General features: G+C 34.3%; 18 protein-coding genes, 1 pseudogene and 1 CRISPR repeat array (1 of these 20 running past the window's edge). Of the genes and pseudogenes, 13 read left to right on the top strand and 6 right to left on the bottom strand.

Going from position 1 to position 24,364, the window contains the following annotated elements:
- The 3 genes and pseudogenes from WH267_RS23340 to WH267_RS23330 form a co-directional block, all read left to right on the top strand.
- Positions 1–842, top strand: a pseudogene (locus tag WH267_RS23340) (hypothetical protein); the annotation flags it as partial.
- 16 nt (positions 843–858) lie between these two features.
- Positions 859–1,395 carry an STM3941 family protein gene (locus WH267_RS23335; RefSeq protein WP_340011352.1) on the top strand — a complete coding sequence of 179 codons (537 nt, stop codon included), beginning with the start codon at positions 859–861 and terminating at the stop codon, positions 1,393–1,395.
- A gap of 261 nt (positions 1,396–1,656) precedes the next feature.
- Entirely contained in the window at positions 1,657–2,094 is a 438-nt protein-coding gene (locus WH267_RS23330; protein WP_340011350.1) for a hypothetical protein, read from the top strand.
- A 1,106-nt stretch (positions 2,095–3,200) separates the two neighbouring features.
- On the opposite strand, the gene WH267_RS23325 is transcribed toward WH267_RS23330, so the two are convergent.
- On the bottom strand, positions 3,201–3,560 hold the full coding sequence (locus tag WH267_RS23325) for a prevent-host-death protein (protein ID WP_115971571.1): 360 nt from the start codon (positions 3,558–3,560) through the stop codon (positions 3,201–3,203).
- Between the two features lie 347 nt (positions 3,561–3,907).
- On the opposite strand from WH267_RS23325, the gene WH267_RS23320 reads away from it, so the two are divergent.
- Both WH267_RS23320 and WH267_RS23315 read left to right on the top strand, forming a co-directional pair.
- Positions 3,908–5,005, top strand: coding sequence for a lactonase family protein (locus tag WH267_RS23320; protein WP_340011348.1), 1,098 nt, complete (start codon positions 3,908–3,910; stop codon positions 5,003–5,005).
- Between the two features lie 100 nt (positions 5,006–5,105).
- Positions 5,106–5,459, top strand: a complete 354-nt coding sequence (locus WH267_RS23315; protein ID WP_340011347.1) for a DUF488 domain-containing protein — start codon at positions 5,106–5,108, stop codon at positions 5,457–5,459.
- 70 nt (positions 5,460–5,529) lie between these two features.
- Here WH267_RS23315 and WH267_RS23310 read toward each other — a convergent pair whose 3' ends face one another.
- The 3 genes from WH267_RS23310 to WH267_RS23300 form a co-directional block, all read right to left on the bottom strand.
- The gene (locus WH267_RS23310; protein WP_123318850.1) at positions 5,530–6,735 is read right to left on the bottom strand and encodes an MFS transporter; all 1,206 of its coding nucleotides are present in this window, start codon (positions 6,733–6,735) and stop codon (positions 5,530–5,532) included.
- 89 nt (positions 6,736–6,824) lie between these two features.
- Positions 6,825–7,736, bottom strand: coding sequence for a helix-turn-helix domain-containing protein (locus WH267_RS23305; protein ID WP_340011344.1), 912 nt, complete (start codon positions 7,734–7,736; stop codon positions 6,825–6,827).
- Between the two features lie 90 nt (positions 7,737–7,826).
- Positions 7,827–8,342, bottom strand: a complete 516-nt coding sequence (locus WH267_RS23300) for a hypothetical protein (protein WP_340011342.1) — start codon at positions 8,340–8,342, stop codon at positions 7,827–7,829.
- A gap of 116 nt (positions 8,343–8,458) precedes the next feature.
- Here WH267_RS23300 and WH267_RS23295 point away from each other — a divergent pair, with 116 nt between their 5' ends.
- The 4 genes from WH267_RS23295 (at position 8,459) to WH267_RS23280 (ending at position 14,553) form a co-directional block, all read left to right on the top strand.
- Positions 8,459–9,868, top strand: coding sequence for an aminotransferase-like domain-containing protein (locus tag WH267_RS23295; protein ID WP_340011341.1), 1,410 nt, complete (start codon positions 8,459–8,461; stop codon positions 9,866–9,868).
- A 1,133-nt stretch (positions 9,869–11,001) separates the two neighbouring features.
- On the top strand, positions 11,002–11,178 hold the full coding sequence (locus tag WH267_RS23290) for a histone H1 (RefSeq protein WP_034684091.1): 177 nt from the start codon (positions 11,002–11,004) through the stop codon (positions 11,176–11,178).
- A 352-nt stretch (positions 11,179–11,530) separates the two neighbouring features.
- Positions 11,531–12,679, top strand: a complete 1,149-nt coding sequence (locus WH267_RS23285) for a carboxypeptidase-like regulatory domain-containing protein (RefSeq protein WP_340011336.1) — start codon at positions 11,531–11,533, stop codon at positions 12,677–12,679.
- Positions 12,680–12,981: 302 nt separating this feature from the next.
- A complete protein-coding gene (locus tag WH267_RS23280; protein ID WP_340011334.1) occupies positions 12,982–14,553 on the top strand; it encodes a M20/M25/M40 family metallo-hydrolase in 1,572 nt (523 codons plus the stop codon).
- 284 nt (positions 14,554–14,837) lie between these two features.
- Here WH267_RS23280 and WH267_RS23275 read toward each other — a convergent pair whose 3' ends face one another.
- Together WH267_RS23275 and WH267_RS23270 are read right to left on the bottom strand one after the other, a co-directional pair.
- On the bottom strand, positions 14,838–15,470 hold the full coding sequence (locus WH267_RS23275; RefSeq protein ID WP_165852234.1) for an HAD family hydrolase: 633 nt from the start codon (positions 15,468–15,470) through the stop codon (positions 14,838–14,840).
- A gap of 173 nt (positions 15,471–15,643) precedes the next feature.
- On the bottom strand, positions 15,644–17,767 hold the full coding sequence (locus WH267_RS23270; RefSeq protein ID WP_340011332.1) for a Tex family protein: 2,124 nt from the start codon (positions 17,765–17,767) through the stop codon (positions 15,644–15,646).
- Positions 17,768–17,984: 217 nt separating this feature from the next.
- Between WH267_RS23270 and cas9 the strand changes: the two genes are divergently transcribed.
- From cas9 to cas2, 4 genes are read left to right on the top strand one after another with little or no spacing between them, the layout of a single operon-like run.
- Positions 17,985–22,418 carry a type II CRISPR RNA-guided endonuclease Cas9 gene (gene cas9, locus WH267_RS23265; RefSeq protein WP_340011331.1) on the top strand — a complete coding sequence of 1,478 codons (4,434 nt, stop codon included), beginning with the start codon at positions 17,985–17,987 and terminating at the stop codon, positions 22,416–22,418.
- A complete protein-coding gene (locus WH267_RS23260) occupies positions 22,405–22,698 on the top strand; it encodes a PIN domain-containing protein (RefSeq protein WP_340011330.1) in 294 nt (97 codons plus the stop codon). Before cas9 ends, WH267_RS23260 begins: the two co-directional genes overlap by 14 nt.
- Positions 22,695–23,588, top strand: a complete 894-nt coding sequence (cas1, locus tag WH267_RS23255; RefSeq protein ID WP_340011328.1) for a type II CRISPR-associated endonuclease Cas1 — start codon at positions 22,695–22,697, stop codon at positions 23,586–23,588. The genes WH267_RS23260 and cas1 overlap by 4 nt, the downstream gene beginning before the upstream one ends.
- The gene (cas2, locus tag WH267_RS23250; protein WP_340011326.1) at positions 23,585–23,923 is read left to right on the top strand and encodes a CRISPR-associated endonuclease Cas2; all 339 of its coding nucleotides are present in this window, start codon (positions 23,585–23,587) and stop codon (positions 23,921–23,923) included. The genes cas1 and cas2 overlap by 4 nt, the downstream gene beginning before the upstream one ends.
- Before the next feature lie 57 nt (positions 23,924–23,980).
- A CRISPR array of direct repeats spans positions 23,981–24,364; the repeat unit is 47 nt; unit sequence GCTGTGACTAATCACGAAGATAATAATTTTTGAAAGCAATTCCCAAC (it continues 819 nt past the right edge of the window).

The raw sequence follows: 24,364 nt of genomic DNA, 5'->3' as shown, positions 1-24,364 counted from the left end.
TAAATAATCCGATAATGTTCATTGACCCTGATGGCAGAAAGATACTTCCTTATGATTATCAGGCAATGCAGGCAGAGTATACAGGTTTTATTGAAAGCCAGGGAGGTGGTGTAATGGGACAAATGCTGAGCGGTGGCGGAAGATTGAGAACAAGCTTCTATCCTGGAAATTTGGGTGGAAACCGTCCCCCTAGCTCTGGTGGATATACAAGTTGGTGGACAGGAGGTCTCGCAGGAAATGCGACTACCTCACAGGAAATGGTAGTACATATGAAGCGACCTAATATCCCAGAGATTAGATTGCCTTACTATAGTCCATATAATCTAAATAATGTTTTGGATAATAAGGGTTTTAATTTAGGATATACAGGAAATGTAAATGATGGTGTAGGTGGATTTGCTGAAGGACTTTCATATAGTGGGAAGAATGGTATTAAACTATACGTAGGCACTGCTCGTCCAGATAATCCTGTTAATTTAGTTTTTACCAAGTTTTACGGAAATGGCAAAACATATATCAAACCTGTTTACATGGGTAAAGCTGGAAATATTTTAGGAAAAGCAAGTATAGCAGGAACTGTTGTTATTGGAGGTGTCAATATATATAATGGTATTGAAAAAGATGGAGGGACATTTGGGCAGAATGCTACCACAGCTACTGGTGGTACTATAGGTAGTGCAATAGGAGCTTATCAAGGGGCCGTGTGTGCAGAACTAGGAGCGGGAATGGGGGCTTTTGTTGGAGGTGTAGGAGCTGTACCAGGTGCTCTTATAGGAGGAATTGTTGGTGGGATCATTGGTGGTATTATAGGGACAGAAGCTGGAGAGAGTGTAGTAAATTAATTAACAAAAAAGAAAAATGGAAACAAAAGTAATTAAGTCTAGTAATAAAAAAGTTTTATTATCAATAATAGGATGCCTGGTATTTGTAATTTTAGGTATTCTATTTATCGTTGTTCCTCATATATTTATTACACGTTTAATAAACAATACATTACTTATACAGTTTATTGGTCTTGTAGCCGTATTTTTTTTTGGATTTATTTTAATTATTATGGTTAAAAAAAGGTTATTTGATAAAAATATGGGGATTATTGTTAATGAAGAAGGTATTATAGATAATTCAAGCTTTGTAGGTGTTGGTCTCATTAAATGGGATGATATAATTTCAATAGAAAAGAGTAATGTGGCATCAGTAAATTTTTTGTTTATAAAGGTTAAGAATCCAGAGGGCTACATTAATATTTCAAATGGAATAAAATCAAAATTACTTAAAGCAAATTATAGATCTTATGGTACTCCCATATCAATATCATCCAATTTTGTGTATTGCAATTTTACTCAATTAGAAGATATGATATTAAGTAGTTTTGAAAAATACAGAATGAATAAATGATTTTGGACTAACAAGATATAACAAAGAAACCATTGCCGATCATGCAATGGTTTTCTTCTGTTAAATTAGAAAATAATTATATATTACCAATATAAAGACCACCTTGGAAATACAGGGTTAAGTTTTGCTAAAAACAGCGAAGGCGCTCTTGAGATTACCGATACTAATAATTATTATCCTTTAATTATCTTTATGAGTTTGAATACATTTCTTTAAATAGAAATAAGGAAAGCTAGGTTAAATTTCACAAAAAAAATTAAAATGATAAATGAAAATAAAGCACCTATTTATCTGTCTATTTTTAAAAGAAAAGGAGATGAAGGTTTAAAAACAAAAATAATTAATGATTCGAATAAAGAACGATACAATATAGTTTGGAATACTTTACTTAAAGAGGAAAAACCATTAATTATTTATTTTGAAAATAATGAAAATTGGTTTTTACTTACAAGTACAAGAATTATAATAAATGATAATAGCTTAATTGATTATATAGGGTTGAATGATATTATTGAGGTTAGTCTTGCATTAGAGGAAGAATTAAAAAGTAATATATTAAATAAAACTCAGTTTAGTAAATTGAAAATAAAGCAAAAAAATAAAAATTATATAATTTGTAATTTAGAGAGTGGATTACCTTTTGAAGGAATATATCAGATTTTACATTTTATAAAAAATAAAAATATAAGTATCAGTTAAAAAGGTTAAGTTTTAATCTTTTATTATTGTATTGAGAATTAATCAATCCTGATAATTGGTGGTACTGGGATTTGTTACAGTCTAAGATTGAAAATTAAATTCTGAATAAAGTTTATTAAATTGTAAGATTATTAAAGTTTTGTTTATTAAATATTGAATAGCTGTTCAGTATTTTATTAATATATATAGATTTTATGATATTTTATTCAAACAGAAAATTTAAAATGTGGGCTTATGTTGTAAGTCACTCTTCTTTGCTCACTGTATTGGCTAATGGAGGAATTATTCACTGTATAATTAATTTTAAGAAACTTGATTTATCACGGTCATATCCTATCGTCAATACTTTTAAAAAGAAAAAGGATTCACTCCACCATATTTTGTAAAACAGCTGAAAGCTTCTGTTGGATTGGATTCATCAAAACTTTAAAGTTGTTCTTGAAAAGTAGAGAAACAAAAAATCCCCGAATGACTTCGAGGATAAAAACTAATAACCATGAAAACTCAAATTAAACATGAGAATCGGGTGCAAATTTAAGACAAATTATGTTACTAGGCAATTGTAGTTATCAATAAGGCCTATTGTGAATTTCATTTGCTTTTTAATTTATTAAGCTTATATAGAAGAAAGGAAAATGATGATATATTAATATTGTTTATTTTTTGAATTAAATATTGTCTGAGGCGAATAACACAATAAATTTTTTATTTTTAACAAAAAAGAAAAAAATGATTCTTGCTTTAAAGTATAGCGGATTTTTATATAACAAGAATATTCAACGGAAATTCCTCTAGGTATTTTCATGTAAAAATTTATGCTAATAATAGATCTATTTCAAAAGGTGTGAAATAGACAGGACGTATAAGATGATCTGATCGAAATATCTGAGAGTAGGTGTAAAAGCAAATTGGCCTGGAAGTTTTTAAAACTTCCAGGCTTATAATATGATTGTCTCAAATGATTTCAGTGTTGAAATTCTGTGAATTCTCCTGTGAAAATTTTTCACATCATGGAACGTATTGCAAACGATCCGGTGATGAAGATCAATTGATAAGGATTGACGCCAAAGATACGGGTGTCAATGGAAAATCAATTGCAGAAAATACTAATTAAGATTATAGTTTGCAATCACTAGGCTCAATATAAAATGTACATAATTCTGATCCGTTTCCTGTCTGTTGATCAGCTTGTTTTTATACTCGTAAGAATTTAATGCCTGTGATAATTTTTGATACGTCTCAAAATTGTCTTCCTTAATTTTCACCCTTATATTACCATCTTTCCTGTTAATAAGTTGATTATCTAAGGTTCTTACTTTAAATAAAACATTAGATAGTTTTGGACGGAAATTCATTGCCCCGATGTATCTTTCAACAATATTGATTTTGAATGAATCAAATATGATGTTGTGAAAAACAATTTTAGAGTTAGGCTCTTGAGTATTGAGCTCGAGCTTATAATTCATTATAATTTAAATTTTAGTAAAGGTAGGCTTAATTATACCCATAATAACGCCTTGTTAATAGATCATTCCCATAATCATGATAGTACATTATCTGTTATAAGAATGAATGAGTAAAGATAAAGTTTTTTATTGATAAAAATGTATGAGTAAATTAAATATAATCGTTGTAAGTGAAATGTGGTAGGTAATGAAGTCATAAAATGTATTGCAGTAAGGAGATTTAATTTTTTTTTGATGGTTGAAAAATATCTTAATTCAAATAAAAATATATAAATTTATAGTTCTCTATTTTATTCCCGGAACATTTAAAAAAAACTAATTAAAAATTGAAAAAAACTTTAAGCACAATGTTTGTTATTTTAGCAAGCCTTACATTATGTGCGCAGAATACCTATGTGTTTTTTGGTTCATTTAACCATGATAAAGAATCTGAAGGAATCTATGTCTATCAATTAGATCCTCTCAAAGGAAAACTCGCAAAAGTAACATCCGTTAAGGGAGTTTTAAATCCGTCATTTCTAACCTTATCACACGATGGAAAGTATCTTTTTTCCTGTACCGAGAGTAAGACAAAAAATGCAGGAAGCGTAAGCAGCTTTGAATTCAGTCCGGAGAAAAGGTCTCTCACCTTTATCAACAATCAGAAAAGTGGTGGCGAAAATCCGGTTTATCTGGCAGCGCATCAAAATGGAAAATGGCTGGTCAATGGAAATTATACGGAAGGAAGCACATCCGTGTATCCCATTTTAGAAAATGGATTTATACAGCCCCATGTTCAGAACATTCAGTTTTCGGAAGGAAGTGTAAATCCGGATAGACAGGACCGTGCCCATATTCATTCAACGGTTTTTTCTCCTGATTTTAAGTACCTCTTTTTGCCTGACCTGGGAGCAGATAAAATAAGAACCTATGCCTTTGGAAGCGATAAAAAAGAGCCATTGACAGAAACGGAAACCTCTTTTACACAGGCAACTCCCGGAAGTGGTCCGAGACATTTTACCTTTCATCCAAATGGAAAATTCGCCTATTGTATCGAAGAAATGGGGGGCGCAGTAAGTGTTTATCAATATGAGAATGGAAAACTGGAACCCATTCAGAGAATCAATACCCATTCAGAGAAATTTAAAGATAATTTTGAAAGTTCAGATGTTCATATCTCTCCTGACGGACGCTATCTGTATGCTTCAAACAGAGGAAATGAGAATAATATAGCCATATTTTCAATCCAAAATGATGGAACTTTAAAAACTGTAGGCTACCAATCTACTAAAGGAATACATCCGAGAGTTTTTACCATCGATAGTACCGGAAATTTCTTGATCGTGGCCCATCCGGTAAGCGGAACTGCTGTTGTTTTCAAACGAAATGCTGAAACAGGACTCCTGAAAAAAGTGGAAAAAGTGAAATTGGAAGGGGTTTCAACAGTGCAGGTCAGAAAATATTAATTTTTGATATTATTAAAACCGAATACTGAATTTCAAAGGAAGAAGGAATGAGGTTTGCATTTATTTATTCATGTTTTGATTGATCTTTACTATTGGTATTATGTCCGAAATTGCATTAAAAAGAGTCTATGAAATAGCTTCCCCAAAAGATGGCTGTCGGGTTTTGGTAGATCGTTTATGGCCTCGCGGGCTCAATAAAGCAAAAGCTGATATTAATGAATGGGATAAAAATATTGCGCCGTCTTCAGAATTAAGAAAATGGTTCCATCACGATCCTCGGCTCTGGAAAGAATTTTCAGAAAAATATATGAAAGAACTTTATGAAAGTAATCTGGGTAAAGATTTTCTGAAACGCCTTGAAAATCAGGAAAAAATCACATTGGTTTATGCTGCAAAGGATGAAGAACACTGTCATGCTGTTGTTTTAAAAAAGTATCTGGAAAATCTGAAATAAATTGACATTCTTCTGTTGAGTGAAACTCTCCGTATCATAATGCAGTCAACAACAATAAAAAAAGCAGAGATCAATTCTCTGCTTTTTCTTTTTTTACGGCCTGATTCATAATGAGGATTACTCCAAGGAGCAAAACTGCAATGATCAGATAACGCCAGGAAAGCCCTTTCTGCTCCGTTACCGTTCCGCTTACGGAAATAATAAAACTGGTAACAGAGGTGATAACATAGACCAGTCCGCCCATCAGCCCGCCAGCTGTACCTGCATTTTTAGGAAAGTACAGCATACTTGTAGTAAAGAATGATGTAAATAAGATCCCGGAACAGATATGAATAAAAAAGGCAAAGGGAATCATTATATAAAGACTTTCAAAAAAGTAACTTGTAATGATTAATCCTGCAATCAGGACCAACTGAAGAAGAATCGGCTGTAAAATCCTTGGTTTGAAGTCCAGTGTCAGCCTGCGTTTCCCGATAAAACCTCCGATCATCCATGAAAATCCTAAGATCAAAGTACAGTATCCAATCACAACAGGAGTAAAGTGGAATGTATTTTCAATAATAAAAGGTCCCGTGATATTGAAAAGCATTACAATAGAATAACTTAATCCTAAAATAATGATTCCCAGCATAAAGATCTTATTTTTAAGCATCATAGAATACAGACTGATGTTTTCTGAAAGATCAAGTTTCTTTTTCTGTGGAAGACTTTCTCCACTGAAGAACCACTCAAACAGGAATAAAAATCCTGCATAAAAGGCTAGGAAATAAAAATTAGCATGCCAGTTAAACAATTTTTCTAAATACCCTCCCAGAAAAGGTGCCAGAATGGGGCCGCAAGACCATGCAATTGTAAAATAACTCAGGTAATGCTTTACCCGTTCCGAATCATAAATGTCAACAAAAATGGCACGCGTAGCCACCACAAGTACTGAGACAGCGGCTCCCTGAAGAATGCGGAGCAGGCATATCAGCAGAATACTATTAGTCATGGTAATTAAAAGACTGCTCAGTATAAGGATGAATAAAGCCAGTAATTTAGGGCGATAGCGTCCAATACTGTCTAATATTCCTCCCACAAATAACTGGGAAACGCCATAGCTTAAAAGGTATGAGGTTAAAGTAATCTGTATATCTTTTTCCGAAACCATCATTTCCTTGGCCATAGAAGGAAAGGATGGCAGGTAAATATCCGTGACAAACCCAGAAAGCGGGATAGACACAAAGGCCATAATGGTTATTAATCTGATGCGTTTCTCAGATGCTTCTCTCAACATATTCATTCATTTTTTACCATGCAAAAATACTTCAAGAAATAGAAAACTAAGTTTTAAAAGACAAAGTAAAAATTACAAAATTCAAATATTTAAAATAAGTTTTTAAATTTCAGCGGTGAAGTCTGCGCATGCTTTTTAAAGAAATTATTAAAGTGGGAAGGCTGTTCAAATCCAAGCGTATACCCCACCTGAGCAATATCCCAATTGGTGTATTTCAACAGATTTTTAGATTCCTCAAATATTTTTTCTTTAATGATATGAGTGGTTGTAAGATTCGTAACCGATTTTACTGAGGAATTCAGATGGTTCACATGCACATTCAGATGATCTGCAAAATCAGAAGCCGTTTTTAAAACTAAAGGGTAGGCCGGAGAGTCCAAAGGAAACTGTTTGTTAAGAAGTTCATCAAATAGTCTGTATAAACGCACATTGGCAGGGAGCTCATTAAGACTTACGTCTTCAACCCGGTTTTCAAGAGCCAGGTGTAAAACAGAAGCCAGATTACTTTTAATACCACTGCAACGGAACGGATAAGAAGAATGATTCAGCCTGTACATCTGCTCAAAGTACATACTGACCAATTGGATCTGTTCCTCATTCAGGAATATAAATGGCTTACTCCATTCCTTAAACAGTGAAGTTTTTTTAAACAAATTGAATTCTGAATTTACATTAAAAAATTCCTGATTGAACAGACAGGAAAACCCTTCCTGAAAATCATCTTCACATTCCCACGTATAAGGAATGTTAGGAGAAGGAAAGAATAGGGCAGGGCGGTCAACATACAGTTTATGAGAGGCGTAATGAGCCGTTCCTTTTCCTATGATAAAGCATATCTTGTAATAATCACGACGGTTGTAAGGGCTTTTAAAACTACAATATTTCCGTGGAATAATGTTGATATGAGATTTACCACGCTCAAAATCAGCCTCAGGGACATCAAGAATGTTTCTGTGGGTGCGGTTGTAATAATCTTTTATGGTTTCCAGTTGATCACTCATTTTTCCAGAATTATAAAAATCAAAGATAGGCAAATCTTTTCTTTTAAGATTTGCCTTCCATAGTTTTTATCATTGGTATTGATTTAAAACCTACCCATTCTTAGTGATCTGCATTTCTACAATATAAGAAGGGAGCTGAAAAGGGTCTGTCCTGGAACTTTCTTTAATACTAAAACCAGATTCCTTCAAAAATTCCAGTAAAGGATCTTGAATAAGGATATTAGTCCAGATAATATCAGTAAAGGAGGCCGCAGCTCTGCATTTTTTCCATAATGATTCACGGATCTCAGGAGTACTGTATTCAGGAAGAATTACAAAATGAAGCTCAGTAAGCCTTTTCTCTTCCGGAAATCCGGGATAACGGGAACCACTTTTTAAAATACCATATCCTACAGGCTTTTGATCGGCATAGGTAATAATAAGCTGGTTAGAGAGATTGTTCAGTTCATTGATCATTTTTCTGGGATCCCAGTCTTCAATATAGTGTTTGATCTCTTCCTCTGAAATAAGGTCTTTATAAGTTGTGTTTACATAAGATTTAACAACTGTAAAAAGATCATTAACGCCCTCATCTGAACCTATGGTAAATTTTGAAATGATTTCCATTCTTTTTTCTTCAAAATTATGAGATTAATTCATTCAGAAAGGATACAGATGATTAAAATACAATCGGTACAGATTCTAATTTTGTAAATTTGTTCGGTACAGATTGACCTGAGACGATGAAAACATACAAATACGAAGCTTTTACAGCAGTAATTGAAGAGCAGATCCGGAACAGAATTTTGCAGAGTGGTGATAAACTACCCTCCATTCGGGAAATAAAAGCAAAATATAGCCTCAGCACAAGCTCTGTGCAAAATGGTTTTGAATATCTGATCATCAAAGGGTTGGTTGAAAGCAGTCCGCGTTCAGGTTATTTTGTTGCAGATAAAAGAGAAGAGAACATTCCTGAATTCAGAACAAAGCTTCCTCCTGTCGTTAGGGATGAGGTGTTTATGAAGAATATGCTGCTGACTTCCAAAAGGATTTCAGAATCAAGTTCTTTCAATACCGCAGTGCCTGGTGATCTTCTGATTCCACAAAAACTTATTCTAAGAACTATGCAGGAAGTGATCCGGGAAAAAGGAGCTTCTCTGCTGAGGTATTATCCTTCCAACGGACTTGAAGCACTGAGAAAACAGATTGCAAAACAAATGGGAATATATGGATGCAGATTCAATCCCGATGAGCTTATCATTACCGATGGTGCTTTGCAGGCACTTACAATTGCACTTACGTCAGTAACCAGGGCAGGTGATGTGGTTGCGGTGGATAGCCCATGTGTATTTTCCATTCTGGAAGTTGTTGCCAATCTTGGACTGAAGGTTATTGAAGTTCCTGTTCATTACCGAAGTGGTTTTGACACAGATTATTTCCGAAAAGTATGTTGCGAAAATAATGTCCGCGCACTTATCGTCACTCCCAATTTCCATAATCCAACCGGAATTATGATGAGTGATGATACTAAAAAGGAACTGTTGAAAATTGCAGAAGATCATCAGATATGCATTATCGAAAATGATATGTATTCCGATCTTTACTTTGAAGAAAAAAGACCCTCCAGTATTAAAAGTTTTGATGAAAAAGGGTGGGTCATAATGTATTCTTCATTCTCCAAGACCCTGGCACCTGGGATCAGATTAGGTTGGCTATGTGCCGGACAATTTTATGCAAGAGCAGAAAGAGCAAAGTTTGCCCTGGGCCGATCAGTATCTCCACTTTATCAGGAATTGATACTGAAACTTTTACAGGAAAACAGCTATGAAAGGCATTTGCGATCATTCCGGAAGAAACTCAATCAACAGGCCATTCAGCTGCTTGAAGTCCTGAGAAAGTCATTTCCGGAAGGATCTTATTTCCATAGACCTCAAGGAGGATACAGTATTTGGGCACAAATGCCTGAAAATATGGATATGAAGAAGCTTTATCAGTATTGTGAAGATCATAAAATATTGTTTACTCCGGGCGGTACCTTCTCCCTTACCAAGAAATACAATCACCATTTCCGGGTGGTCTTTGCGGAAAGAATAACTCCTGAAAGTCTTCAGGTATTGGATAAAACAGGAACAAAGGCTTGTGAGTTCATGTAAGAGAAAAAGAAAGTGTATAAAGAAATACAAAATAGCCTATTAGGCTTATATTACAATCGAAGGGCTTCAATTCCCTTCCTCTGGAGGGTGTCAGATCAAAGATTTGACGGGGTGGTTTATATCCCCGTTTTATTCAGTCAGATACTTGATATTCTTACTTTTGTCAACTTCCAATTGAGGAACTCCACCAGTAATCTTGAAATAGAAACCATCTATCCATATTTCCTTTGTAAGATCAATATCTTCACCGTTTATGATATGTTTCTGAATTTAAGAAGCAAAATTATTATGAAGTCTGAACTTTTCCGGAAAATTCACCCACTCAACAGAAAATTCAAATTTCCGCTCATCTGGTGCTTTTGTGAAAGAGAATGGAACCATAAAAAGATTTTTACCCAAAACATGAAAGAATGTGTTATTGATTCTCGGACGGTTGAATATTTTATAACTGGGGTCTATAAAATCTTGTTTGATATGATAGATTAGGGAAAGCTCAGTTCCTTCTTTCTTCCGGATCTTTATTGTATTGCTTTCAGGTTTAATTTCAAAGTTAATATCAGGATTTTCTTCCTTTACTATTGTCAGGTTTTTAAAAAGATCATTCTCACCCCAGTTTTCATTAGCATAATAAAAGGATAAAGTATCAGATGCTTTTTTTCAATTTATAATCTACCTGTATTTTTAACCCATTCTTTGCAAGATCTTCATCATAATAAATTTTATAACCGATCTTGTTTTGTGAAAAAACAAATAATGGCAGTATAAGCGCCAGGAAAATTAATTTTCTGAACATGGATTAAGTCGTTTTTTTTAATTTAATATAAAATCCAGAACACAAGATAATTCATGAGGTGCTTTGAAAAAATAAGATAAGTGGCAGGTAAGTCTTTCAAAATTTGTTGCCATTAAAATAAAAATTGAGAAAGAAAATGAATGAGGTAATCCTGGAAAAAAATTGGCTTGCTAGGGATTGCAGCAGGTTTTTTATGAAAATGAGAGGGTGAAAATCGATAAAAATCGGTTTCAGAGTAGAAATATGTTAAAATTTCACTCATTTTGGCCAAACTTTTTTCTCTGCTACTAGGCTGGAATCACCATAAAACCTATATTTGCAGCCTAAATTTTTAAATATAATGAAAGAACTAATTGAAAAAATCAACGCAGAATTTGAAGCGTTCACAACTGAGGCAAACCAACAAGCGGAAAAAGGAAACAAGGCAGCAGGTACAAGAGCTCGTAAATCAGCTTTAGAACTTAGCAAATTGTTCAAGGATTTCAGAAAAGTTTCTGTAGAAGAATCTAAGAAGTAATTCAACCTTTAGCCGGCTTTTGTAGCCGGTTTTTTTATGCCTTTATTTTTGAGACTTCGGATTTTGCGATTTTCAATTTTGAAGGCATTACTGTTTATTGAATGGAAATAATTATACAGATGGATAAATAATTCTATCAATATTCCCGATCATTGAAACCATCTCACTTTATAATATATAATTTTATAAGTATATATGTTGAAATAATGCTGAAGTGCAAGTTTGCTGAACGTGATTTCTTTTATATAAAAACAATTTTCAGTTTTATTCTTCCGATTTTCAATTTTTACACTCTATCGTGAAAACTGTAAATTTAATTTGTATTTTCATTGTCTTAACAGTAAGCATTTTCATGAAACATTATTATGTCTTATTTACTCTGGTTTTCGGACTTTTTTCGGGCCAAAAATTAAGAGTAGAAGATTCAGAAACCGGAGCTCCGGTTCCCAATGCAAGAATTATTCTCCATAACCAGATTGTTTATACCAATGAAGACGGTTTTGCTCCGGTAGATCAGGATGCAGCTGACTTCGGAGTTTCAGCTTCGGGTTTTCAAAGCGCAGTAATACCAGCATATAATCCCTCAGTAAAGCTTAAAAGAGCATATAAAAATATTGATGAAGTAAAAATGGCCAGTGTAGATCTTAGGGAGATCTTTGAGAATATCAATACAAATTATAAAAAGAGATATTACAGAAAACCATCTGTTTACAATGTGGTCTACAAAGAGAAAAAGACAGATAATGATAAGCTGTATTTTCTAGCCATTGCAGAAGCGAAGCTTTGGAGTAAAAGCAATTATTATAGTTACAGAGACGGGGCTAAAATGGATTATGACCAGATTCTTCAAATGCAGCTGAATAATGTGAAATATTTGAAAAATAACAAATCAGACAGTATTTTTACTACAGGTAACAGAGAGTTTTCTCATGAATATATTGGGAATTATTTTTTCAATTTTGAACTTAACCGGGTGTTATTTCATATAAAAAGTAAGGGTGCTAAATATTCGGGGACCATGGTATTTGAAGATGGTAACGAACAATTGGTGATCTTTAAGATCAGATCCGGAGAAGGAATTGAAATGAAAGGGGAGTTTAAATATAACACGGCAGATAAAGTAATTACGTATTTTGAAGTCCATTACATACAGGAAAATTACCCTATGGTCAAAAGAAAAACAGCCGGAGGAGAAGAATACGATTATAAGCTTGGGAATGCAATGCTGGTATTTGATTTTTATAAAAATGATGATGGGTATGTTCCTGCATTGACTAAACTTGAAGGCTACAAATACTTTGCAGTTTACAAAGGAGTAAAACATGAGAAAAACTTCAGCAGAGAACTGATCTATAATACCTTTAGGAAATCTGATGACAAAGGTCTTGATCCAAAGGTAGACTTCAGTAAAAACATCTGGGATAATGTTCCTGTAAAGGAAAATAAGAACAATACCATTCTGCTTTCTGAGGAAGAACAGATTTTTATGAATGGAAAATAATCCTTTAGATTTGAATTTTTATATTTTCGTTTACCGGTAGATGTTTGTATCTGTTTGGTAATGAGTTGTTAATATGGTTTTGTTTGTGATGATTACCGGCTCAATAATTTTATATTCGTAAAAATCCATGCTGTAATTTTTAAGCCAAGTGGAGTATACAGAATATTGTCACTTTTTCAACAGTGAAATTCTTAAAATTATAGAGTTACGGTTTATTCAAACAGTATTTATATCTACTTTTTATGCCCATTCCTTCATCATCTCCGCAATTTCTTTTATCTTTAGTGCAATCAATATACATTATGAGGATAAATAGATTTTTTGCAGTACCGGCTGTAATGTTGGCTGCCCAATTTTCATGGGCCCAGGTAAAGGTAGACCCAAAAGAAAACCTTAATCCAATCGTAAAGAGTTTTGTAGATGAAGTAAACAACAGTTCCCAGCTTGAAGGCATGGCTTATGAGCTTCTGGATGGGATAGGACCCCGTCTTGTAGGGACTCCGGAAATGCTTGCTGCTAATGAATGGAGTGCAGAAAAGCTTCGTTCATGGGGTATTGAGGCCAATCTTCAGCAGTTCGGAACTTGGAAGGGATGGCAGAGAGGAGCCACCCATGTTGATATGGTTTTTCCAAGGGTAAAATCATTGTCTGCCACTCAGCTGGCATGGAGTCCGGCTACCAAAAAGGCAATGGAAGCAGAAGTAGTAGTTCTTCCAAAAGTATCAACCAAAGCAGAATTCGATAAATGGCTTCCTTCCGTAAAAGGGAAGATTGTGCTGATGGCCCAGTATCAGAAAATCGGACGTTCTGATGAGCAGATTAAGGAATTTGCTACTCCGGAACTTTATGAAAAACTTAAGGCAGAAAAAGAGCAGGCAACCAAGGATTTTGCAGCTTATGTAAAAAATATCGGCTATGATAATAATACACTTCCCGAAGCTTTAGAAAATGCAGGAGCAGCTGGAATTGCTATTTCAAACTGGACCGGAATTATGGGGGCAAACAGAATCTTTGGAGCTAAGACATCCAAAATTCCTATGGTAGACATTGATGTGGAAGATTACGGAATGCTTTACAGAATGGCAGAAAAAGGGGCTCAGCCTAAAATTAAAATCGATGCTCAGTCGAAGGTGCTTCCGGAAGCGAAAAGTTTTAATACGATCGGTATGATTAAAGGGAAAGAAAAGCCGGATGAGTATGTGATCCTTTCTGCTCACCTTGATTCATGGGACGGAGCGCAGGGAGCTACAGACAATGGTACGGGAACACTTACAATGCTTGAAACCATGAGAATCCTTAAAAAATACTATCCTAATAACAAAAGAACTATTGTGATTGGTCTTTGGGGAAGTGAAGAACAGGGATTGAACGGTTCAAGAGGCTTTGTGGCAGATAATCCTCAGATTATTAAAGGAACACAGGCAGCATTCAACCAGGATAACGGTACCGGACGTGTTGTTAATATCAGTGGTCAGGGGTTCGTAAAAGCTTATGATTATATTGGAAAATGGCTTGATGGTGTTCCAAAAGCGGTAAGAAGTCACATAAAGACAGATTTCCCTGGAATGCCTGGCGGTGGCGGATCAGATCATGCTTCATTTGTGGCAGCAGGAGTACCCGGATTCTCATTAGGTTCTTTGAACTGGGGATATTTCGGATACACCTGGCATACTACAAAAGATACTTATGACAAGATTGTTTTTGATGAGGTGAAGAATAACGTGATCTTAACGGCAGCTTTGGCTTATATGGCTTCTGAAGATCCTGAATTTACCAATAGAGAGAAAAGAGTAATGCCTAAAGACGAGAAAGGAATTACGGTACAATGGCCGGAAGCAAAAGAGCCTAAAAGAAGTTCTAAAGATTATAAATAAAAGGCTCTTTTAAAAAATAACTCTTCAGTAAAAAGGTTGCCTGAAAAGGCGGCCTTTTTTTATTTTTTTTACTTCACTTTTTGTTGAAATAATGTCTTTGTATTTGCATTTTAGTAACGGCTATTTTAACATAAATAATCAATAAAAGTTTCTTTCAATCAAGCATTAGATTGAGATATCAAGTTTTCTCACCTCTCCACCTCATAACGGGATTATTGAAATGCCGATACAAAAGATCAAATAAAAAATAAATCCGTCCCACAGTTTTGCGGGACGGATTTTATTTAAATATAATTTTTTAAATCAGAAAATACTGAAATCTGGGCTTCATGCTGTTTAGAAAGCTTTCCAAATCCATATTCGCAGAAGATAAAAGGCAACTCGTTGGAAGCAGCAGAATCATAATCAGTTTGGGTATCCCCAACATATACAGAATCATCAACAGATAAACTGTTTCTCTCCATGAGAAGCTTTATGTTTTCTGACTTCGTTTTTTGAGTGCGTCCATGAGATTCAAAGTCTACAAAGAGATTATTGAACTGGTAATATTCTAAAAAAGACTCAATATATCCGTCCTGGCAGTTGCTTACAATAAAAAGATTGTGGGTATTGGCCAGGCTTTTCAGTGTATCTTCCACACCAGGATAAAGAATACCGCCTTGTATACGCAATACCTTGTTTTCCTGAGCTACCACTTCAGAAAGAAGTTCCTGAATCTGCAGATCCGAAATTCCCGGAAGCATATCCTTCAGAATATCGTGGGCGAGTAAACCCATATATTGATTCATATCGTCAGGCTTCAGCTCTTGCTGGATAAGTTGATGCTTGCCTAAAACATCATTCCATATTTTGATAATCGTTGCTCTGGAATCCCATAAAGTTCCGTCCAGATCGAAAATTAAATTTTTATAACTCAAAATGTTTCTTGTTTAATTGATGAATAAAGACTTTTAACAAGCAATTATTTAACCATTAAGGTCAGTTAAGTAAAAATCAAAGATTTTTATAAACAAATACTTTAAAGGAAGTTCAACTTAATATTCTAAACCCTTAAAATATTTTAAGAGTTAAAACAATACAGATCGCATGCTTACAAAATCATACTCAACTGCACTCTCTTCCTCGCTTCATCCACCTCAGTTACCTTTACTCTCACATGTTGATGCAGTTTTACAACCTCATTCACATCCGATACAAATCCATCTTTAAGCTGTGAAATATGAACCAGTCCGCTTTCCTTGATCCCAAGATCTACAAAACAACCAAATGCGGTAATATTATTGACGATTCCTGGCAAGATCATGCCTGCTTTCAAGTCTCTGATACTTTTTACATTGGGATCAAATTCAAATACTTTAGCGGCTTTCCTTGGATCCAAACCAGGTTTTTCAAGCTCTTTTAAAATATCCTTGATTCCCAGGATTCCGATGTCTCCGGTAATATATTGTTCAGGGTTTACCAGGGCTATTTTTTCCTTATTGGCAATCAGCTCATTGGTTTTAATACCCAGGTCTTTGGCCATTTTTTCAACAATTCCGTACGCTTCAGGGTGTACGGCAGAATTATCCAATGGATTTTTTGAATTACTGATTCGTACAAATGCAGCGGCCTGCTGGAATCCTTTTTCTCCAAGTCTCGGAACCTTTTTAAGCTGTTTTCTGTCTTCAAAAGCTCCGTTTTCAGCTCTGAAATTCACAATGTTTTCAGCCATTTTCTCTCCAATCCCGGAAACATAGCTTAATAATGATTTGCTGGCTGTATTCAGGTTGATTCCTACGGAGTTCACACATCTCATCACAGTAGAATCCAGTTCATTTTTCAATTGAGTCTGATCCACATCATGCTGATACTGTCCAACGCCAATCGATTTCGGGTCAATTTTCACCAGTTCAGCCAATGGATCTGAAAGTCTTCTTCCGATAGAAACCGCACCACGAACCGTTACATCATAGCTTGGAAATTCATCCCTTGCAATTTTACTGGCAGAATACACAGAGGCACCTGCTTCCGAAACCACAAAAACCTGTAAAGGCTTATCAAAAGCAATTTTCTTAATGAAAAACTCAGTTTCACGGCTTGCTGTTCCATTCCCAATAGAAATTGCTTCAATATTGTAAGCATTCACCATAGAACGGATCTTTTTCATTGCCATTCCGGATTCATTCTGTGGAGCGTGAGGGTAGAGGGTCTCATTATGAAGAAGATCTCCTTTTTCATCTATACAAACTACTTTACAGCCGCTTCTGTAACCAGGATCAATTGCCAGTATCCTTTTCTCTCCCAGTGGGGGAGCCAGAAGTAACTGGCTTAGGTTTTCAGAGAAGATTTCAATGGCTTTTTTGTCAGCTCTTTCTTTAGCTTCCTGTAAAGCTTCATTGGAAATAGCAGGCTCCAGAAGCCTTTTATAACTGTCTTTTATCGCTAATGCAATCTGTTCAGAACTTTCATTATCAGATTTGATAATTGCTTTCTCAATAAAATCGACGGCTTCTTCCTTGTCAATTCCCACATTGGTTTTCACAAAACCTTCCGCTTCAGCTCTCAACATAGCCAAAAGCCTGTGAGAAGGAATTCTGCTGAGGTTTTCTTCCCACTCGAAATACTGAGAGAACTTCTGGGCATCTTCCTCATCCTTTTTAGCCTTCACGACTTTAGAAGTAACAACAGCCTTACGCTGGAATAAACGACGCAGATTCTTACGGACATACATGTTTTCATTGATCCATTCTGCCATAATGTCTCTCGCTCCCTGAAGGGCATCTTCTTCAGAAGGAACCTCATTATTCAAATATTTGGATGCCAGAAACTGCACTTCATTATTCTTCTGGCTCATAATGATTTTGGCTAAAGGCTCTAATCCTTTTTCCTTAGCACTATCCGCTTTGGTTTTTTTACGCTTTTTAAAAGGCAGATATAGATCTTCCAACTCCTGGATATCAAAGCTTTCTTCAATTCTTTGTCTGAGCTCGGGGGTCAGTGCATTCTGTTCTTCTATAGATTTTACAATAGATTCCTTTCTCTTTACAATTTCATCAAACTGCTTGCTGATCTTTGAGATCTTCTCAATCTGTACTTCATCCAGATTTCCGGTTTTATCCTTACGGTAACGGGAAATAAAAGGAATGGTACAGTCTTCTGCTAATAATTGTAAAGTATTGTTGATGCTCTTCTCAGAAATATCGAGCTGTTTCTGTATAAATTCTACGGTCGTCATTGTTCTGTTTTCGGAAGGCTAAAATAGGGTTTTAAAACGAAAAAAGGCGAGTTGCCCCGCCTTGAATGTTTTCACAACGGAATAATCCTTATTGTGAATTGCTTTTCAAAATTATTACTACAAATATAGAAGAAAACATGTTTACTATAATTATGGGAATCCATAATTTGAATGTTTTTTTTATTTCTATTTTTATGTAGTACCAAAAAATAAAATAATGATTAAAAATATACTTGGATTAGACTTGGGAACCAACTCCATTGGCTGGGCCTTGATAAGACAGAATTTTGAAAACAAGTATGGTGAAATTCTTGGGATGGGAAGCCGAATTATTCCAATGGATCAGAAGGTTCTTGGAGAATTTGGTGCCGGAAATTCTGTTTCACAAACCGCGGCAAGAACTGATTATAGAGGGGTAAGAAGACTGCGTGAAAGATTTTTGTTAAGAAGAGAAAGGCTTCACAGAGTTTTGAACGTTTTGAATTTTCTTCCGGAACATTATGCTTTGCAAATTGATTTTGAAAAACGATTTGGAAAGTTCAAAGAAGAGTCTGAACCGAAATTGGCTTATAATAATGATGGATTTATTTTCAAGAATTCTTTTGATGAAATGCTTACTGATTTTAAAAATCATCAACCCCAACTTTTAGAAAATGACAAAAAAATTCCCTACGATTGGACGATTTATTATCTCCGAAAAAAGGCACTTGCTCATAAAATACAAAAAGAAGAGCTGGCCTGGATTCTATTGAATTTTAATCAAAAACGTGGATATTATCAATTACGTGGCGAGGAAGAGGAAGAGAATCCAAATAAACTTGTAGAATTTTATTCCTTAAAAATTATAGATGTTTTGGAAGATGAGCCTCAAAAAGGGAAATCTGATATTTGGTATTCTTTAATTTTAGAAAATGGTTGGATTTACAGACGTTCAAGCAAAACGTCTTTATTAGATTGGAAAGATAAAACAAGAGATTTTATAGTTTCTACTGATTTAAATGATGATGGAAGTGTCAAAACTGACAAAGACGGAAATGAAAAAAGAAGTTTCCGTGCACCTAGCGAAAATGATTGGACACTTATAAAAAAGAAAACCGAGCAGGAAATTGATAAATCCCACAAAACTGTTGGAACATATATTTATGAAACTCTTCTTAAAAATCCGAAACAGAAGATCAAAGGTAAACTGGTTCGTACCATTGAAAGAAAGTTTTACAAGAAAGAACTTAAACAAATTTTAGAAAAGCAGAAAGAATTTTATCAGGAATTGAAGAGTGACGACCTGTACAACGATTGTGTGCGGGAATTGTATCGAAATAACGAAGCACATCAATTGACTTTAAGTAAAAAAGAATTTGTACACCTTTTTATGAATGATATTATTTTTTACCAAAGACCTTTGAGAAGTCAGAAATCATCTATTTCCAATTGTACTTTGGAATTCAGAAAGTATAAAGATGCAAATGGAGTAGAACATACGCAGTTTTTAAAAGTAATCCCAAAGTCTAACCCGTTTTATCAGGAATTCCGTATCTGGCAATGGATTTTTAATCTGAATATTTATAAAAAAGATGATGATGTTAACGTTACAAAAGAATTTTTAAGCACCACCAAAGATTTTGAAAATCTATTTGAATTCTTGAATAACAGAAAAGAAATTGAACAGAAGCCACTACTTAAATTTCTTTTGGAGCAAAAAGAATTTAAAGGAAAATTACTCAATGCTGAAACTGAAAAGTTTCGCTGGAATTATGTTGAAGATAAAAAATATCCTTGTAACGAAACCAAAACAATGATTTCATTGAGATTGGATAAGGTTGAAAATATCTCTGATGATTTTCTGACAAGAGACATTGAACAAAAAATTTGGCATATAATCTATTCTGTCAATGACAAGATTGAATATGAAAAAGCATTGAAAACTTTTGCTGGGAAATATAAGCTCGATGAAAATTCGTTCTTCGAAGCATTCAAAAAATTTCCCCCATTTAAAAGTGAATATGGCTCCTTTTCTGAAAAAGCTATTAAGAAATTGCTGCCTTTGATGAGGTTAGGTAAATACTGGAATTACGAAAATATCAACGAACATTCAAAAGATAGGATTCAGAAAATTATTACTGGTGAATTTGATGAAAATATCAAAGATAAAGTGAGAGAAAAGGCAATTCATCTTACGGTAGAAAATGATTTTCAAGGTTTACAATTATGGTTGGCTCAATACGTTGTTTATGGAAGGCATTCAGAAGGATCAATGATTGGTAAATGGAATTCTGCTGATGATTTGGAAGAATTTTTAAAAGGGTTTAAACAACATTCGCTTCGTAACCCAATTGTAGAACAGGTAATTACAGAAACGCTTCGAGTGGTAAAGGATATCTGGTTGAAATACGGAAATGGAGCTAAAGGTTTCTTCAACGAAATTCATATTGAGCTGGGAAGGGAGATGAAACAAACAAAAGATGAAAGGGTAGAGGCTACAAAGAGAATAACGGAAAATGAAAATACAAATCTCCGTATCAAAGCTTTACTGGCAGAAATGATGAGTGATAATTCTGTAGAAGATGTTCGTCCTTATTCTCCTATGCAACAGGAGATTTTGAAGATTTATGAAGATGGAATTTTAAAATCTGATATAGAAATTGACGATGATATTTTGAAAATCAGTAAAACGGCCCAACCTTCTTCATCAGATTTAAAGAAATACAAACTTTGGCTGGAACAGAGGTATAAATCTCCTTATACAGGACAGATTATTCCATTAAATAAATTATTTACATCGGAATATGAAATTGAACATATCATTCCGCAAAGCAAATATTTTGATGACAGTTTTAGTAATAAAATTATTTGTGAGTCAGCAGTTAATAAATTGAAAGATAATTACATTGGTTTAGGATTTATTAAGCATTTTGGAGGAACGATTGTTGAGTGTAGTTTTGGAAAAAGTGTAAAAGTTTTTGAAGCTGAAGAATACGAAGATTTTGTAAAAAAACATTATGCCAATAATAGAGGCAAAAGAAACAAGCTCCTTTTAGAAGAAATTCCTGAAAAAATGATTGAACGTCAGTTGAATGATACTCGTCATATCAGTAAATATATCTCAGGTGTTCTTTCCAATATCGTTCGACAGGAAGACGGTACTGATGAAGGCGTGAATTCTAAAAATATTGTTCCAGGGAATGGGAAAATTACGACACAGCTCAAACAAGATTGGGGTTTAAATGATGTTTGGAATGAATTGATTTTACCACGTTTTGAACGGATGAATCAATTGACCAATTCAACAGATTTTACTTCCTGGAATGAAAATCATCAGAAATTTTTACCAACCGTTCCTGTAGAGTTTTCAAAGGGATTTTCAAAGAAAAGAATCGACCATAGACATCACGCTTTAGATGCTTTGGTAATTGCTTGTGCGACAAAAGATCATGTGAATCTGCTTAATAATCAGTCTGCAAAATCAGATACTAAGCGTTATGATTTAAAAAAGAAACTAATGAAGTTTGAAAAAATTATTTACAAACATCCACAAACTGGCAACAGAGTCGAAAGAGAAGCTCCGAAACAATTTTTGAAGCCTTGGGATAATTTTACTGTGGATGCTAAGAATAAATTGGAAACCGTTATTGTAAGTTTTAAGCAAAATCTTCGTGTGATTAATAAGGCTACTAATTATTATGAAAAATATGTAGAGAAAGATGGGGTGAAGACAAAAGAAAGAGTAGAACAAACGGGAACAAATTGGGCAATAAGAAAGCCAATGCATAAAGAATTTGTTTATGCAAAAGTGAATTTGCCTTGGGTAAAAGTTGGTGAAAAAGAAATATTGACTGCAATTAGAAAACCGTTGGATATAAGTTTCGATGAGAAAAAAATTAGGAGCTCAATAACGGATACAGGCATACAAAAAATACTTTTGTCACATTTAGAAAATTATAAAGGTGCTTTCGATGAAAAAGGAAAAGAAATTCCTCCTGAAATTTTAGCATTCACTCCGGAATCTATCGAAGAGATGAATAAAAACATTATTGAATTAAATAACGGAGTATTTCACCAGCCAATTTTTAAAGTAAGGGTATTTGAAAAAGGAACGGGAAGGTTTTCTATTGGGCAATCAGGGAATAAAAAAAATAAATATGTAGAAGCTGCTAAAGGAACTAACTTATTTTTTGCGATTTATGAAGATAAAAGTGGAAAAAGAAGCTATGAAACAATTCCTTTGAATGAAGTTATTGAAAGGCAAAAACAAAGGTTGAATTCAGTGCCATTAGAAAATAAAAAAAGAGATAAACTGTTATTTTATTTATCTCCCAATGATTTGGTTTATGTTCCTGAAGGAGAAGAGTTTGTGAGTGGTGATGTGAATTTGAATGATTTAAATAAGGAACAAATTAAGAGAATCTATAAAGTTGAAAAAACTTCAGGCACTGAATGTTACTTCGTCCGTCAAGATATAGCTTATCTAATAAAACAATATGATTCAAAAACTAAAATCGGAGAATTGGAAAGCCAGAATAAACTTCAGGTCACAATGTCAGAGGATAGAATCAAAATTGCAGAGGTTTGCTTTAAAATTGATTGTGACAGGCTAGGTGATATAAATATTCTAACAAAAGAAAAAGTTAAAAAAATGTTTGATGAATATAGGTAATATTGCAATTGATACGAATGTTCTTTTATATGCTTTTGATAATAAGGATATTAAAAAGCAAGATAAGGCAATAGAGATATTGCTTAAGAGACCATTTGTTACTCAATTAGTTCCTTTTGAATTTATAAAAAATCTCGAAAGGAAAGAGAAAAAGGGTAAGAAAGAAATTACACAACTTACTATTAAAATACTTAATGATTGTGCTATTTTACTATCAGAAGATATGTGTAACGGAATGATTATCGGTGAAAAATTGAAAATCATAAATCCTTTTTTATGATCACCCGTTCCATTTATATCGGCAATCCTGCTTATCTTAAACTTAAAGATGAACAGATGTATATTTTAGAACCTTCCACCAATGAGATGAAAGGTAAAGTTCCGGTAGAAGATTTAGGGTTGCTGATGTTGGATCATTTCCAGATTACTATTTCACACCAATTGATTCAGAAAATGATGGGAAATAATGTGGTGGTGGTGAGCTGTGACGGTCATCATTTACCACACGGAATTATGCTTCCATTGTATGGACACACTGAACATTCTGACCGGATCAAAGACCAATTAGAAGCTAGTGAACCCCTCAAAAAACAACTTTGGAAACAAACTGTTGAATGTAAAATTGAAAATCAAAAAGAAGTTTTAAAACGTTTAGGGAATTATTACGAACCAATGATTGATTATCAAAATAATGTGAAAAGCGGTGATATTACCAATATGGAAGGTATTGCAGCACAACATTACTGGAAGTATCTCATTAGTTTGGATTTTTTGAGACAGCGTTTTGGAGATTCACCCAATCAGTTTTTCAATTTCGGATATTCGGTTCTCAGAAGCATTGTGGCAAGAGCAATTGTTGAGACCGGACTGCTTCCTGTTCTTGGAATTTTCCATAAAAATAAATATAATCCTTACTGTCTGGCCGATGATCTGATGGAACCTTATCGTCCTTTCGTTGATTTACTAGTAATGCAATGGCTTACAATCAATTCAGAGACGGAAGATTTAACTAAAGAATTTAAAGCTTTTATTTTACAGATTGCGACCAAAGATGTAAAAATAGATGATAAAAAGAGACCATTATTGGTTGCCGTGAAAACAACAGCAACATCACTGTATAAATGTTATACAGGAGAAAAGCGTTTGATCTCTTATCCTGAACTGATATGAATGCCGAAAGGTTTAATGCTTACCGAATTATGTGGGTTTTAGTATTATATGATTTACCAACAGGGACTAAGGCCAATATGAAAGATGCCAATCGCTTTCGTAAATCTTTGCTTGATGATGGTTTTACATTATTTCAGTTTTCAATGTACGTAAGGCATTGTCCGAGTCGTGAAAATGCTGAAGTTCATATTAAAAGAGTTAAGTTTATGCTTCCAAAAGCAGGTAAAGTTGCCATTATGTGCATTACTGACAAACAGTTTGGAGATATTGAAATATTCTTTGCCAGAAATAAAGAAGAACCTCCTCCAACCTTTCAACAGCTTGAATTATTCTAAATTTTAAATCCTAAAAACAAAAACAATCTGCTGATTTTCAGTAGATTGTTTTTTGAGGCTGTGACTAATCACGAAGATAATAATTTTTGAAAGCAATTCCCAACTAAATCCTCCACCACCAAAATTGACCCCTGGCTGTGACTAATCACGAAGATAATAATTTTTGAAAGCAATTCCCAACTATCTCTACTGGGGGCTGTTGGATTGAGTCGCTGTGACTAATCACGAAGATAATAATTTTTGAAAGCAATTCCCAACAGGAAGAGCTGAACAGAATAATCATTATGCGCTGTGACTAATCACGAAGATAATAATTTTTGAAAGCAATTCCCAACCATTTCATTTCTTTCTTGTATAAAACTTATGCTGTGACTAATCACGAAGATAATAATTTTTGAAAGCAATTCCCAACGAATTATGAAAGCACTAGAAGAACTAACC

The organism is Chryseobacterium sp. MYb328, assembly GCF_037572595.1.
Classification (GTDB): domain Bacteria; phylum Bacteroidota; class Bacteroidia; order Flavobacteriales; family Weeksellaceae; genus Chryseobacterium; species Chryseobacterium pennae.
This window is presented reverse-complemented; position numbering and strand designations above follow the sequence as displayed.

Coding starts and splice junctions, on each gene's coding strand:
- WH267_RS23335 (WP_340011352.1), top strand. CDS start 859: ATGGAAACAAAAGTAATTAAGTCTAGTAATAAAAAAGTTTTATTATCA.
- WH267_RS23330 (WP_340011350.1), top strand. CDS start 1,657: ATGATAAATGAAAATAAAGCACCTATTTATCTGTCTATTTTTAAAAGA.
- WH267_RS23325 (WP_115971571.1), bottom strand. CDS start 3,560: ATGAATTATAAGCTCGAGCTCAATACTCAAGAGCCTAACTCTAAAATT.
- WH267_RS23320 (WP_340011348.1), top strand. CDS start 3,908: ATGTTTGTTATTTTAGCAAGCCTTACATTATGTGCGCAGAATACCTAT.
- WH267_RS23315 (WP_340011347.1), top strand. CDS start 5,106: ATGTCCGAAATTGCATTAAAAAGAGTCTATGAAATAGCTTCCCCAAAA.
- WH267_RS23310 (WP_123318850.1), bottom strand. CDS start 6,735: ATGTTGAGAGAAGCATCTGAGAAACGCATCAGATTAATAACCATTATG.
- WH267_RS23305 (WP_340011344.1), bottom strand. CDS start 7,736: ATGAGTGATCAACTGGAAACCATAAAAGATTATTACAACCGCACCCAC.
- WH267_RS23300 (WP_340011342.1), bottom strand. CDS start 8,342: ATGGAAATCATTTCAAAATTTACCATAGGTTCAGATGAGGGCGTTAAT.
- WH267_RS23295 (WP_340011341.1), top strand. CDS start 8,459: ATGAAAACATACAAATACGAAGCTTTTACAGCAGTAATTGAAGAGCAG.
- WH267_RS23290 (WP_034684091.1), top strand. CDS start 11,002: ATGAAAGAACTAATTGAAAAAATCAACGCAGAATTTGAAGCGTTCACA.
- WH267_RS23285 (WP_340011336.1), top strand. CDS start 11,531: ATGAAACATTATTATGTCTTATTTACTCTGGTTTTCGGACTTTTTTCG.
- WH267_RS23280 (WP_340011334.1), top strand. CDS start 12,982: ATGAGGATAAATAGATTTTTTGCAGTACCGGCTGTAATGTTGGCTGCC.
- WH267_RS23270 (WP_340011332.1), bottom strand. CDS start 17,767: ATGACGACCGTAGAATTTATACAGAAACAGCTCGATATTTCTGAGAAG.
- cas9 (WP_340011331.1), top strand. CDS start 17,985: ATGATTAAAAATATACTTGGATTAGACTTGGGAACCAACTCCATTGGC.
- WH267_RS23260 (WP_340011330.1), top strand. CDS start 22,405: ATGAATATAGGTAATATTGCAATTGATACGAATGTTCTTTTATATGCT.
- cas1 (WP_340011328.1), top strand. CDS start 22,695: ATGATCACCCGTTCCATTTATATCGGCAATCCTGCTTATCTTAAACTT.
- cas2 (WP_340011326.1), top strand. CDS start 23,585: ATGAATGCCGAAAGGTTTAATGCTTACCGAATTATGTGGGTTTTAGTA.